This window comes from Maricaulis sp. (genome assembly GCF_030149235.1).
GTDB lineage: Bacteria > Pseudomonadota > Alphaproteobacteria > Caulobacterales > Maricaulaceae > Maricaulis.
On sequence record NZ_JASBRW010000072.1, the window covers coordinates 11133 to 23687 of the forward strand.

Below are 12555 nucleotides of genomic sequence, written 5' to 3' on the forward strand. Positions count from 1 at the left end.
TTCGCAATCAATCGATTAAGGGCGCTTCCTCGGGGAAGCGCCCATTTTTATTGCGCCCAATTTCGCCGCAATTCTCCCCGCAATCGCCGCAAACCGGCCCTTTGCCCTCCCCGATCCGGGCGCAGCTTGTCCATGGACAGGGAAGCGAACCGCTCGCGAAAAACACGATCACGGCGGTTCGATTTATGGGGAGGAAGTCGATGACTTCATCGCGCACACGCAACGCCGCCGGGAGCCAGGCCTGGCTCGGCCTGATGATCGCCATAGCCGCTTTTGCCGCCACGATCTTCTTGTGGTCTGAAGCCCAAGCCGACACGCTCGATCCGGCCACACCGGAAGGCATGGTCCGCCTCAGCGAGGTCAATGAGGGCGCCCTCCTCCTCAAGACCGTCGAGGCCGGTGTCTATGTGCCCGCGCCGCTGGTCGCGACCGATATCGCCCTCGACATCTCCGGTCCTGTCGTTCGCGCCACCATCACCCAGCGTTTCGAAAACCCCTCCGAAGCCTGGGTAGAGGGCACATACGTCTTCCCGATGCCTGAAGATGCCGGCGTCGATCGCTTGCGCATGCAGATCGGTGAGCGCTTCATTGAAGGTGAGATCCACGAGCGCCAGCAGGCCCGCCAGATCTATGAACGTGCCCGTGCCGCCGGTCAGCGCGCCAGCCTCTTGGAACAGGAACGCCCCAACATGTTCACCACCTCTGTGGCCAATATTGGCCCGGGGGAGACCATTATCGTGCAGATCGAGTATCAGGATGTCGCCCGCCTGCGCGACGGCACGTTCGAAGTCCGCGCGCCGCTGGCGATAACCCCGCGCTACATCCCACAGGATGTCGGCTACCAGCTGGCGTCTACAGGCTCGATTTCACGCTCCAGCGTGCCCGACGCGCACCGCATCACCCCGCCCATCATGCATCCGGACAGCGAGCCGGGCGAAGGCCTGCGCCTGCCGGTCACCATCCGCGCCAATCTCGACGCCGGCTTTGAACTCGGCCCGGTGGCCAGCCGCTTCCACGCCACCTATGTCGAACACACCGCGCCCGGCCAGGCCACGGTCCGTCTTGCCGACGGCCCGATCCCGGCCGATCGCGACTTCGTCCTGACCTGGCGTCCGGCCAATGAAACGGCGCCGAGTGCAGCGCTCTTTACCGAGACCGTCGGCGATGAAACCTATCTCCTGGCGCAGATCCTGCCGCCAGCCCAGCTCGGAGCGGACACGCCGCGCCGCCCGCGCGAGACGATTTTCGTGATCGACAATTCCGGCTCCATGGCCGGCGAATCCATGCGCCAGGCCCGTGAAGCGCTGATCTTCGCCCTCGAGCGCCTCGAACCGACCGATCGCTTCAATGTCATCCGCTTTGATAACACGATGGAGCAGGTCTTCCCCGATGCTGTCGACGCCAGTGCGGTCAATCTTGCCACCGCCATCGGCTTTGTCCGGCGCCTGGACGCGGAAGGCGGCACGGAAATGCTGCCAGCGCTGGTCGCTGCGCTCAATGACAGCCGCCCGGATGAGACCGGCCGCGTGCGCCAGGTTGTCTTCCTGACCGATGGTGCCATTGGCAATGAACAGCAACTTTTCGAGGCTATTGATGTCGGTCTAGGCCGTTCGCGCCTCTTCCCGGTCGGGATCGGTTCGGCTCCGAACACTTATTTCATGAGCCGCGCAGCCCGTGCTGGCCGGGGCACCTTCACCCATATCGGTCAGATCAGCGATGTGGCCGAGGTAATGGAAAAGCTCTTTACCGCGCTCGAGCGCCCGGTCATGACCGAGCTCGACGCGCTGTTTCCCCGCGATGCGCTGGCCGAGATCTGGCCTGCACCGCTTCCGGACCTCTATTACGGCGAGCCGGTCGTCATGACCGCGCGCCTGCAGTCCACCGAGGGTGTGATGTTGGTGGAGGGTGAGTTGGCGGGCGAGACCTGGCGTGAACAGCTCTCGCTCGCGAACACCCGGCCCGCCTCTGGCATCGCCACCCTGTTCGGTCGCAATCGCATCCGCTCCATCGAGGAAACCCGTTTCCAGGGCGCGTACCAGGATACGATCGATGCGGGCGTGTTGCGCACGGCGCTGGAATTCTCACTCGTTTCCCGCCTGACCAGCCTGGTCGCTGTCGATGTCACGCCAGCCCGCCCGGTCGCCGACCCGCTGGTACAGCGTGACATCCCAGTGATGGCACCGGATGGCTGGGACCTGGAGGCGGTCTCTGATGATCGTATCGATCCGGTCCAGCACGCCGCACTCGACACCGCTTTGATCGACCAGCTGCGCCCGGGCCGCGACCCCAACGCCCAGGCGGTCGACGAGAATGGTGTGCCGCTGCCGGCCACCGCCACACCGCGTGAAATGATGATGTGGCTCGGCGCGCTGATGATGCTGATCGCCCTGTTCTGGCTGATCGCCAACCGGGAGCGCCGGCTGTGGTGAGCGCACAGAAACGGGCGCACCCCAAGGCGGGGAGGATGGCGGCCACGCTCGCAGCCATCTGCCTCCTCCTCGCGGGCGGGTTCGTCTTCGGCCAGGGCGCTTATCTGACCGCCAAGGCCGAGATTGCACAGGTCCTTCTGGCCAAGGCCTGGACCCGTGCTCAGGATGGAGAGACCGCGCCAACACCATGGCCCTGGGCCGATACCTGGCCCGTGGCGCGCCTCTCTGTCCCTTCCCTCGGCGAGCGCGCCATCGTGCTCGCCGAGGGCGGGGGCGAAGCCCTGGCCTTTGGCCCGGCTCATCTCGCTGTCTCTCCGGCTCCCGGTGATGCCGGCACGTCGATCATTGCTGCCCACCGGGACACTCATTTTGCCTTTCTGCGGGATGTCGAGCCCGGCGACGAGGTGATTGTCGAGCGAGCAGATGGTGAGCGCATCGCCTTTCGCGTCACCCACACCCAGATCGTTCACGCCGAGCGCTCCGGCATCCAGCCGGCGGGCGGCCCGGCGCGACTGGCGCTGGTGACATGCTGGCCGTTCGGTTCACTGACACCCGGTCCACTGCGCTATGTCGTCTGGGCCGAGAAGATCATGACAGATCATCCAGACGCCGGATTTGAGCTGGCGCTGAACTCCGGCACGGGTTAACCCTTCTCGCCAGGCGGGGGCCTGTGAGGAGAGAAGTGTGGGCGAAGTGTTGTTCGCGCCCCTCGATGAGCCCTGGCCGCGCCGCGTCTTCGCCGGCGCGCTGGCCGTCATGGCCAATGCCCTTCTCCTTGCCCTGATCCTGCTGGCACCACGCCACATGCTCGACCCTGTCGAGCCGGATGTTGTCGAGGTCATTCTCGTAGAACGGCCCGTCGAGACGGAGGAGCCGCCCGCCGAGGTCCGCCCCGTACAGGACATTCCAGTCGAGCAGGAGGCCGAGCCGGAAACGGCTGACAACGCACCAGAGCGTCCCCCGCAAGCCCCGGAACAGGTCGCGCCCGCGGAATCTCAGGCCCGAGGAGAAACGATCCCGGAGGACGAAGACGAGGACGAGATCGAGCAGAGCCGCGGCGGTGGTGGCGGCTTCCTGGCTTTCGAGGGCGACGCCTTGTCATTGCCTGCCGGGCGTGGCTCTACCCCGATGTTCCTGCGCGAGGTCTTCTGCCAGTCCAGCTCTGCCGCGACCCGCGAGGCCGCTGCCTGTCCGGACGGCCCGCCGGAAGGAGGCTGGGCCTATTCCGATCACGGCACGGCCGAGCAATTGGCCCGTGTCCGGGCGGCCTACGGCATCGGCCTTACGGCAGAGGAAATCCGGGCACTGTTCGCCGACCGTCCGATCCCCGCACGCGACCTGGCCGGGCTTGGGACGACAACCAATCAGCACTCCCAGGCGACCAGTGCCGCCGACAGCATGCGCGACAGCTTGCCACCGCTGGTCCCAGATCCCGCTTTTGGCGATTGACGGAGCAAGCGGATAACCGCTCTTATCCGCTCATGAACTTCCTCTCCGACACCACCGCCCCGGCTCACCCGACCCTGATCGATGCCCTCGCCCGCGCCAATGAAGGCTATGCGATGAGCTATGGTGCCGATGACATTTCCGCTCGTGTGGAAGCCCGGCTGAAAGAGATCTTCGAAACTGATCTGAAAGTGCTCTTTGCTGTATCCGGCACGGCCTCCAATGCGCTGGCGCTCTCGGTTCTTTGCCCGCCGCACGGCGCCATCCTGTGCCATGACGAAGCCCATATTCACCGCGATGAACGCGGCGCGCCGGAATTCTATACCGGCGGGGCCAAGCTCATCCCGTTGCGCGGCGCCCACGCCAAGATTGAACTGGCAGAGCTCGATCGCGCCGTGGGTGAGATTCCCGAAGGCTTCGTGCATTCCAATCCGGTACGGGTGCTCTCCCTCTCCAATCTTACCGAAAGCGGCACCGCCTATACACCGGCTGAAGTCGCCGAACGCGCCGCCCGCGTCCAGGACCGGCCAGCCTTCGTCCATATGGATGGCGCCCGCTTCGCCAATGCCCTTGTCACGCTGGGCTGCACGCCGGCACAGCTGACCTGGAGGTCCGGCGTTGATGTCCTGTGCTTCGGGGCCACCAAGAATGCCGCCATGGGGGCAGAGGCCGTCATCCTTTTCCCCAAGGCGATGGACCGGTTCGAGGAACTTCAGGCGCGCCAGAAGCGCGGCGGACATATGGCGCCGAAAATGCGCTATATCGCCGCCCAGTTCGATGCTTGGCTCAAGGATGACCTTTGGCTGGACCTGGCCCGCCGGGCCAATCAGCGCGCCCGACTTCTCGCCGACGGTATCGGCACCATCGACGGGGTCGAGGTGCTGCACTCCGTCGATGGCAATGAAGTCTTCGCTCGCCTGCCCGAGGACATCGCGGCACGTATGCGGGACGCCGGGGCCGGCTTCTACCAATGGCCGGACGGTTCCGCGCGCTTTGTTGCCTGTTGGTGCACCGAACAGTCCGAAGTCGAGGCGCTGATCCAATCTGCGCGCTAAACACAGCTTGAGGTGGTGAAACAAATCGTGTACACCCCCTACATCGGATGGAGGTGTCAGTGGCGCACGGGACCGGAATTCTCTTCAAGCTCGACCGGATAGGCTTCGACGCCTATGGCCGGGTTCAGATCAATGATGATGAAGCGGCGGGCGCGCTTCACCACCTGTTGCGCGAAGCCGATGCCATTGCCTGCCGGTCCGGATGCGGCATTCCGCTGGCCTGCGACAGCGCGCTCATCCGGCGTGATGAGCTTGTCCAGAACGGGCCGGTGCTCTTGATCAATAACGCCGATTTCGCCTCCATTATCCGCAAACGGAAGGCGGTCGATGCGCGCGAAGCTGTGATCGTGTCGAGCCCTACAGGGCCCTGCAGACCGGCTAGCTCGCCTCGGCCTTTTCCTCATCCGTCGAACGGCGCCAAGGGCCGCTATAGCGCGGGTCCTGACGGCGACGGCGGTCCGGGCCGAAATAGGTCGAGGCCTTCACGAAACGGCGCGGGCGTTCGATCAGGGCCGAGATGCGATGGAAGAGATCAACCGGACGCACCGGCTTGGCGAGGTATTCATTGACCCCGGCATTGATCGCCTCAAGGACTTTGGATTTATCCGTATGGCCGGTCACCATGATGATCGGCAGATACTTGTTCGCACTATCCGAGGCGGTGCGCACCAGGCGAGTAAACTCGAGCCCGTTCAGATCGCCGAGCATGTAGTCGACCAGGGCAAAATCCGGATTGACGTCACGCATGGTCTCAAACGCGTCCGCTGCATCACGCACCTCGACAATCGTCCGCACGCCGAAACCCTGAAGGATCGTACGCAGGATCGTCGACATATGGGCATTGTCCTCAACAATCAGGACACGGATGCGTTCAAAACTACCGGACATGAGCGCTCTTGCGGCCGCGGGAATCAGGTCTTCTGTCATAATCGCCCAGCGGTCTTAACCAAGTCTTGACCGGGCCGCCCGGCGCTGCGGCGCCGTGCCACGCCGCCAAAGCGCGAAATGTGCTAATCTGCGAACCATGGGTAGGGTTCATCCTCCGACCGAGAAAGGAGACCGGCATGAACATCGCTGAAAAGGCCGTCCGCGACCTCATCCTGCGGGCCCGCGGTTATGACGGCAAGGAGCAAATCGAAGATTTCGAGCGCGATCCCGATACCGGTGAAACCGATGCGGTTGAAAGCCTGCAGACCGGCACTAATGATGCCGGCCGCGACGAGCTTGAAGCCTGGATTGGCGGGCTAGACGAGGAAGCCCAGGCCGAACTGGTAGCACTCTACTGGATCGGGCGCGGCGATTATGAAGGCCGCGAGTTTCCGCGCGCCGTGGAACAGGCGCGCAGCCGTCGCTCGACCCCGACCGCAAACTACCTGCTCGGCGCTCCCTTGATGGGCGATTACATTGAACTGGGTCTGGATGCGGTCATCGAGGCCGACGTCTATGATGACGCCTGAAACCGGTCTGCTGCCAGGCCTCTAGCGGGTGCTGCGACGCCAGACGACTTCGGATTCCGGAGCGCTAGGCCCTTGGTCTGCTCGGGATTCCAGTACCTGGAGGATGCGGTTGCCCAGCACATCGGGCGCGACGGGCTTGACCAGATAGGCATCTGCGCCCTTTTGCACCGCTTCCTTGACGACATGCGCCTCGGCATGCCCGGTGAGCACAACTACGGCCACATCGCTGTTGGGATGATCGGTCCGCGCCCGCAATTCCTCGAGAATGGACAGGCCAACCTCCCCCGCGAGCTCATAGTCCAGCAGCATGACGTCAAACGGCGCCGTATCCAGCGCTGCCCAGGCCGTGGCCACATCCGGAGCATCATGCACCTCGCTGGCACCGAGGCCGGTGACGATCCGGCGCACCAGCGAACGGATCGCGTTGACATCTTCAACGATCAGAACACGCAGGTTTTGCAGACAGGGCTGAGACATCACACTCGCCAAATTCAATTTCGATGCTGTTTTTGTCGCACAACGTATTGAATATTACCTTAATGCAACCCCGAGGCGTTGAGGATTTGCGGACGTTCGCGACGCGCGGCGAGCACAGCCATCAGGCTTTTCCCAAGCGTATTGGCGTTGAGCGGTTTGGGCAGAATAGCGCTCGCCCCCGCCTCCCGTGCGCCCTCGAACAGGAAGGGCAACTCAAGCGGGCCGAGTAACAGGACCGGCAGGTCCGGATCCGGGCTCGCCTGCGGATCGCGCAGGCTGCGGATCACATCGAGCCCGCTCTGCCCGCCCAGATCATAATCGACCAGGACGATGTCGGGCCGGCAGGTATGTGCCAACACCATCGCCTCTTCCGCCTCGCCGCACTGATACACGCGTTGCACCCCCAGCCCGCGCAACAGGGTCGACAGAACCGAGCGCACGGCTTGGCTATCATCGATCAACAAAACGCCGGCATCACTCAGGGCTGCAGGGGGCATGGAAATCTCCTCGTCACACCGCACAGGGTTAATCCTGACACTTAATGCCGGGTATCCAGGCGCTCATGCATTATGAGCTGACGCAGCGCCTGCCCGCGGGTGCGCCCTGCCGACACCACGCTGTCAGCACGCCCCTAGCCGTCGCCCGCGCGCGTGCGTATATCCAGCCCATGGCCAAGCTGACCGTCGACGACACCCTGACTGCCCCGGAAGACTTCGCACTCGACCAGGTGACGCAGACCCCCACCGCGTGGACGCCGCACCGCCCGGACCGGCCCGACAAGGCGGAGGGCGGGCTGACCTTCCAGTGCGTCTCCGAGTTCGAACCCATGGGCGATCAGCCCGCCGCCATCCAGGAGATTGTCGACGGGCTCAACACCGGCGAGCGCGACCAGGTTCTTCTCGGCGCGACTGGCACCGGCAAGACCTTCACCATGGCCAAGGTAATCGAGGCGGTGCAGCGACCGGCCCTGATCCTGGCACCGAATAAAACCCTCGCCGCCCAGCTCTATGGTGAGTTCAAAAGTTTTTTTCCAAACAATGCAGTGGAGTATTTCGTATCGTATTATGATTACTACATGCCCGAGGCCTATGTGCCGCGGACGGATACCTATATCGAGAAGGAAAGCTCGATCAACGAGGCCATCGACCGGATGCGCCATGCCGCCACGCGCTCCATCCTCGAGCGGGATGATGTGATCATCGTTGCCTCGGTCTCGTGCATTTACGGCATCGGCTCGGTCGAGACCTATACGGCGATGACCTTCGATGTGAAGCCCGGCGACCTGATCGATCCGCGCGCCGTCATGCGCCAGCTCGTCGACCTGCAATACACACGAAACGACCAGGCCTTCATCCGCGGCACTTTCCGCCTGCGCGGCGATAATCTCGAGGTTTTCCCGGCCCACTATGACGACCGCGCCTGGCGCATCAATTTCTTCGGCGACGAGGTCGAGACCATTGCCGAGTTCGACCCGCTCACCGGCAAAACCCATAACGAGCTGAAATCGGTCCGTTTCTACGCCAATTCCCACTATGTGACACCGCGCCCCACGCTCAACCAGGCCATTGTCCAGATCAAGTCCGAGCTCAAGGAACGCCTCGCCTGGATGGAAAAGGAGGGCAAGCTGCTGGAAGCCCAGCGCCTGCAGCAGCGCACCGAGTTCGACATTGAAATGCTCGAGGCGACCGGCTCCTGCGCCGGCATTGAGAATTATTCGCGCTACCTCACCGGCCGCAAGCCGGGCGAGCCGCCGCCCACCTTGTTCGAATACATCCCGGAAAACGCCCTTGTCTTCGCCGATGAGAGCCATGTCTCCATCCCGCAGCTCGGGGCGATGTATCGCGGCGACTATAACCGCAAGAAAACCCTCGCCGATCACGGCTTCCGACTTCCCTCCTGCCTGGATAACCGGCCGCTCAAATTCGAGGAATGGGAGGCGATGCGGCCGCAAACGGTGGAAGTCTCGGCCACGCCGGGGCCCTGGGAGCTCAACCAGACCGGCGGCGTTTTCGTCGAACAGGTAATCCGCCCGACCGGCCTGATCGACCCGCCGGTCGAGGTCCGCCCCGTGGCCAAGGACGGTGCCAGCCAGGTCGATGATGTCATCGACGAGGTGCGCAAGACAACGGCAAAGGGCTATCGCACCCTGATCACCACCCTGACCAAGCGCATGGCCGAGGACCTGACCGAATACATGCATGAGCAGGGCCTCAAAGTCCGCTACATGCACTCCGATGTCGACACGGTGGAGCGCATCGAACTGATCCGCGACCTGCGCCTGGGCAGTTATGACGTCCTCATCGGCATCAACCTGTTACGCGAGGGCCTCGACATCCCTGAATGCGGCCTTGTCGCCATTCTCGACGCCGACAAGGAAGGCTTCCTCAGATCGGAAACCTCCCTCGTCCAGACCATCGGCCGCGCCGCAAGAAATGCCGACAGCAAGGTCATCCTCTACGCCGACAGGGTGACCGGCTCGATGCAGCGCGCCATGGACGAGACCACGCGCCGCCGGGAAAAACAGATCGCCTATAACGAAGAACACGGCATCACCCCGAAAACCATCACCCGCGGGATCAGCGATATCCTGGAAGAGGTGATGGAGAGCCAGGCGAAGGGCCGGAATGTCGCCGCCAAGGGCCGCGGCAAACGCGCCAGCGGCAAGCCGTCCGGGGTTTCTGATACGGGTCAGACGCCGCTGGTCGGGGAGAATCTGGCGGCTGTGGTGGCGGATCTGGAGAAGCAGATGCGCGAAGCGGCGGCGGATCTGGAGTTCGAGGAAGCGGCGCGGCTGCGGGATGAGATCCAGAAGCTGACGGCGGGGTAGTGCCCCCTTACAGCTTTGGCTGGCACCCAGCCAGCTCGCCCCCTACTCCTCCAACCCCTCGACCACGACGGCGCTCTTGTCGAAATCCGCCGTGACGCTGCGCCAGTTCCACAGCGTGCGGCCGGCATAGAGGACGAGGCCAATGACGAAAAAGTCGGCGACGAGGCGGAACATCAGCACGTAGAGGCCGAAGAGGATATTGTCCGAGGCGTGGCGGACGGCGCCGAAATTCAGCTCATAGACCTCGGCGACATCATTGAGGGCGCCCTTGAGGATCATGTCGACGGTGAAGACGGCGAGGTCGCCGACGGCCGGGGTGTCGATGGCCTGGCGGGTATGGGCGTCGATGAGGACGGCGTGGCCGGGAAAGAGGAAGGGCGCGATCCAGGTAATGGTGAGCACGGTGATCAGCGGTACGATGACGCCGAGGGCGAAGATCAGGCCGATCCGACCCAGCGAGGTCATGGAATAGGCCCGGGCATCGTCACGGATGCGCTGGCGCCGCCGGGCGATGCCGCGCGGGGTGGAGGGCTTGGAGCCGCGATAGGTCAGGACCCGGCGCAGCGTGTCGATCGAGGTCGAGCGGTGCAGGCGGATGAAGGGTTTGCGCGCGGTGTAGACCGAGAACAGGCTGATGGCGAAGGCCAGGGCGAAGACATAGATCCGCCGCGCTTGTTCCGAGATCAGGGCCTGGTAGAGCGCGCTGTCCGCGATCGCCTGCCAGGCCGTTGCCAAGGTCCCCAGGACCGAACTCTCTTCCATCCCCTCCCCCAAGGGTTGCTCGGGGAGAGTTTAGCACGATCACGCCGGGGCGAGGTAGCGGTTTCGCGTATCAGGCTTGCAGCTTAATCGCCGCCATCGGCATCACCGCCGTCAATCCCTGCACCCCACTCATCGGCCTGCTCCGGCGGCCGCGTCGGTGCCGGCGCCGCCACACTGCGACGGTCAAAGCTGCGCGCCATTTCGCGGGCCAGTTCAATGTTCTTCTGCCGGGCGCGGCTGCCGATCAGGAAGTAGTCGACAATGACCCAGATGCCGAAACCGCCAAAGGTGATGAGCTTGAGCACGCCGGCGAGGATGTCGCCGACGAGGAAGCGGTCAATACCGAGAAAACCGAGCCAGATATTGAACCCGTAGAGCACAACCGGGTTCTTCTCCGAGGCCTGAAAAGCGGTCAGGAAGGCGCCGCGATTATCCTCCGGCACGGAGGCGATGATGTTGGCCAGTTCGAGCGTGTAGGATTTTAGATTCATGGTGTGTCCCCTTCATTGAACGCCAGTTAAGCGCGAATGGGCTCGGGCGGCTAGCGGGAAGATGGCACTGAGGCTCCCGTGTTGGAGGCGCCTGCGGCGCCTCCCCATGACATTTCCGTAAGCCCGCCAGTTCGCGCTCTGCCCGCGCGCCCATCCGTGCTAGGGCTTTGTCCGGGAAGGGGTTGCGTTGATGCTAGTACCGGGAATAACCTCATGAAATCTGTATCCGTCCTGTTTGCCGCTACCTGTGTTCTGTGCGCGCCCGCGGCGATGGCGCAAAGCGTGCACCCCCTGCTCGACAGCGCTCTGGCGCGCGGGCTCGACGAAACTGAGGCGAGCGCCTGGCGCTATACGGTGACGGTGACCAGCGCCGACGGTGTCATGGTCGGGCGTTTTGACGGCGCGCGGCCTGAGGGCCAGGAATGGGCCCTGCTCTCGCCGCCCGAAGAGGAGCTGTCGGAGTTCCAGTCCGAGCTCTGGTCCGGCTTCAATGACCGCAATGGCGAGGATGATGACGCCGAGGGCTATGGCTCCGGCCTGTTCTTCTCCGTCGATGACAGCGATATCGTGCCCGGCAGTTTCGCGCTGGCCGAGGAGGCCGCCGACGCGCTGGTCTTCAGCTTCGATCCCAAGCTGGAAGGCCGCGAGGAGATCGATATGGGCGAGTATCTCACCGGCGCGCTGACCGTGTCGCGCGACCCGGCGGTGGTGACGCGGCTGCGCATGTGGGCGCCGGAGAGTTTCAAACCGCACATCGCGGTGCGCCTCAACACGCTCGATATCGTGCAGGATTTTACCTGGATTGAAGGCCTGCCCGCCCCCGTCCTGACCCGTCTGAGCCAGACCATTCGCGGCAGCGCCGCCTTCCAGGAATTCGACCAGAGTTTCGAGCTGGTGTTTTCCGAGATCGAATATTCCGGGCCGCTCTCGCGCTAGGCCGCCCCTAACCCGGGAAGCTCTGCACACCCATTTCGACCGCTTCGCCGTCGATCATGGCGACGCACATCAGACTTTCCATGCCCTGGACGAAACAGTCGATAGGATGATCGCCGGCGCGCCAGGCATCGAACTGGGCCCTGTCCTCGGTCGCGGGATAGAAAGGAAACTCCGCCCCCTCATCATAGGCGGGCAGGTCTGATGTGCGCGTACGCCAGGGGTCTTTATCGACCCATTCGGCAAACGCCGCGAAGAAGGCCTCATCGCTCTCCGCCCAGGCCAGGATCGCGACATGCTCGGCAGGCGCGCTGAATTCATAGAGGCGCTCGCCATCAGCCCCGACAATGTCGCGCCGGGCGACGCGCTGACCGTTTTCACAGAACACCGCCGCATCAATGGTGACGCTCAGGCCCTCGGCATAGTCCCAGCGGCGCTGGGCCGACAGGCGGCAGAGGTCCACGCCGACATCAGCGACCTCTGTCGCCTCTATGGCGGCGGTCACGTCTGCGATCTCCGGCGCTGCCTGGCTGGCGGGCGCCGCGGCCTCTGGTGTTGTAACTGTTTCGCTGACCTCGGCCGTACAACCGGCCAGCATGGCCAGTGCGGCCACTCCGAAAATACGCATCTTCATCCCCCTGGTCTGATCGCAGACTAGCGCCCCTCGCCCGCCTCGCA

The 12555-nt window shown here is 63.8% G+C and carries 13 protein-coding genes; 7 read left to right on the top strand and 6 right to left on the bottom strand.

The genetic code is table 11. The annotated features are described in order from the left end of the window. Window positions 1–200 precede the first annotated feature (200 nt). From Q1V51_RS10615 to Q1V51_RS10630, 4 genes are read left to right on the top strand one after another with little or no spacing between them, the layout of a single operon-like run. Window positions 201–2429: a marine proteobacterial sortase target protein gene (locus tag Q1V51_RS10615; protein ID WP_300556137.1), complete on the top strand. Its 2229-nt coding sequence runs from the start codon at window positions 201–203 to the stop codon at window positions 2427–2429. Between the two features lie 35 nt (window positions 2430–2464). Then, window positions 2465–3076, top strand: a complete 612-nt coding sequence (locus Q1V51_RS10620; protein ID WP_300556138.1) for a class GN sortase — start codon at window positions 2465–2467, stop codon at window positions 3074–3076. A 37-nt stretch (window positions 3077–3113) separates the two neighbouring features. Then, the gene (locus Q1V51_RS10625) at window positions 3114–3878 is read left to right on the top strand and encodes a hypothetical protein (RefSeq protein WP_300556140.1); all 765 of its coding nucleotides are present in this window, start codon (window positions 3114–3116) and stop codon (window positions 3876–3878) included. 32 nt (window positions 3879–3910) lie between these two features. Further along, on the top strand, window positions 3911–4930 hold the full coding sequence (locus tag Q1V51_RS10630; protein WP_300556141.1) for a beta-eliminating lyase-related protein: 1020 nt from the start codon (window positions 3911–3913) through the stop codon (window positions 4928–4930). 378 nt (window positions 4931–5308) lie between these two features. On the opposite strand, the gene Q1V51_RS10635 is transcribed toward Q1V51_RS10630, so the two are convergent. After that, window positions 5309–5818, bottom strand: a complete 510-nt coding sequence (locus Q1V51_RS10635) for a response regulator (protein ID WP_300556143.1) — start codon at window positions 5816–5818, stop codon at window positions 5309–5311. A gap of 176 nt (window positions 5819–5994) precedes the next feature. Between Q1V51_RS10635 and Q1V51_RS10640 the strand changes: the two genes are divergently transcribed. Next, on the top strand, window positions 5995–6387 hold the full coding sequence (locus Q1V51_RS10640) for a DUF3775 domain-containing protein (protein WP_300556145.1): 393 nt from the start codon (window positions 5995–5997) through the stop codon (window positions 6385–6387). A 21-nt stretch (window positions 6388–6408) separates the two neighbouring features. Here the strand turns inward: Q1V51_RS10640 and Q1V51_RS10645 are convergent, their stop codons facing one another. Further along, window positions 6409–6864, bottom strand: coding sequence for a response regulator (locus Q1V51_RS10645; RefSeq protein ID WP_300556147.1), 456 nt, complete (start codon window positions 6862–6864; stop codon window positions 6409–6411). A 59-nt stretch (window positions 6865–6923) separates the two neighbouring features. Next, window positions 6924–7361: a response regulator transcription factor gene (locus tag Q1V51_RS10650; RefSeq protein ID WP_300556149.1), complete on the bottom strand. Its 438-nt coding sequence runs from the start codon at window positions 7359–7361 to the stop codon at window positions 6924–6926. Between the two features lie 170 nt (window positions 7362–7531). On the opposite strand from Q1V51_RS10650, the gene uvrB reads away from it, so the two are divergent. Beyond that, on the top strand, window positions 7532–9691 hold the full coding sequence (uvrB, locus tag Q1V51_RS10655) for an excinuclease ABC subunit UvrB (protein ID WP_366522739.1): 2160 nt from the start codon (window positions 7532–7534) through the stop codon (window positions 9689–9691). A gap of 42 nt (window positions 9692–9733) precedes the next feature. Here the strand turns inward: uvrB and Q1V51_RS10660 are convergent, their stop codons facing one another. Both Q1V51_RS10660 and Q1V51_RS10665 read right to left on the bottom strand, forming a co-directional pair. Beyond that, window positions 9734–10453 carry a hypothetical protein gene (locus tag Q1V51_RS10660; RefSeq protein WP_300556153.1) on the bottom strand — a complete coding sequence of 240 codons (720 nt, stop codon included), beginning with the start codon at window positions 10451–10453 and terminating at the stop codon, window positions 9734–9736. Window positions 10454–10536: 83 nt separating this feature from the next. Beyond that, complete coding sequence (locus Q1V51_RS10665) at window positions 10537–10944, bottom strand: TM2 domain-containing protein (RefSeq protein ID WP_300556155.1); 408 nt, start codon at window positions 10942–10944, stop codon at window positions 10537–10539. Window positions 10945–11157: 213 nt separating this feature from the next. Here Q1V51_RS10665 and Q1V51_RS10670 point away from each other — a divergent pair, with 213 nt between their 5' ends. Further along, entirely contained in the window at window positions 11158–11880 is a 723-nt protein-coding gene (locus tag Q1V51_RS10670) for a hypothetical protein (RefSeq protein ID WP_300556157.1), read from the top strand. A gap of 7 nt (window positions 11881–11887) precedes the next feature. Here the strand turns inward: Q1V51_RS10670 and Q1V51_RS10675 are convergent, their stop codons facing one another. Further along, entirely contained in the window at window positions 11888–12505 is a 618-nt protein-coding gene (locus Q1V51_RS10675) for a hypothetical protein (RefSeq protein ID WP_300556159.1), read from the bottom strand. Window positions 12506–12555: the final 50 nt, after the last annotated feature.

Coding starts and splice junctions, on each gene's coding strand:
- Q1V51_RS10615 (WP_300556137.1), top strand. CDS start 201: ATGACTTCATCGCGCACACGCAACGCCGCCGGGAGCCAGGCCTGGCTC.
- Q1V51_RS10620 (WP_300556138.1), top strand. CDS start 2,465: ATGGCGGCCACGCTCGCAGCCATCTGCCTCCTCCTCGCGGGCGGGTTC.
- Q1V51_RS10630 (WP_300556141.1), top strand. CDS start 3,911: ATGAACTTCCTCTCCGACACCACCGCCCCGGCTCACCCGACCCTGATC.
- Q1V51_RS10635 (WP_300556143.1), bottom strand. CDS start 5,818: ATGTCCGGTAGTTTTGAACGCATCCGTGTCCTGATTGTTGAGGACAAT.
- Q1V51_RS10640 (WP_300556145.1), top strand. CDS start 5,995: ATGAACATCGCTGAAAAGGCCGTCCGCGACCTCATCCTGCGGGCCCGC.
- Q1V51_RS10645 (WP_300556147.1), bottom strand. CDS start 6,864: ATGTCTCAGCCCTGTCTGCAAAACCTGCGTGTTCTGATCGTTGAAGAT.
- Q1V51_RS10650 (WP_300556149.1), bottom strand. CDS start 7,361: ATGCCCCCTGCAGCCCTGAGTGATGCCGGCGTTTTGTTGATCGATGAT.
- uvrB (WP_366522739.1), top strand. CDS start 7,532: ATGGCCAAGCTGACCGTCGACGACACCCTGACTGCCCCGGAAGACTTC.
- Q1V51_RS10660 (WP_300556153.1), bottom strand. CDS start 10,453: ATGGAAGAGAGTTCGGTCCTGGGGACCTTGGCAACGGCCTGGCAGGCG.
- Q1V51_RS10665 (WP_300556155.1), bottom strand. CDS start 10,944: ATGAATCTAAAATCCTACACGCTCGAACTGGCCAACATCATCGCCTCC.
- Q1V51_RS10670 (WP_300556157.1), top strand. CDS start 11,158: ATGAAATCTGTATCCGTCCTGTTTGCCGCTACCTGTGTTCTGTGCGCG.
- Q1V51_RS10675 (WP_300556159.1), bottom strand. CDS start 12,505: ATGCGTATTTTCGGAGTGGCCGCACTGGCCATGCTGGCCGGTTGTACG.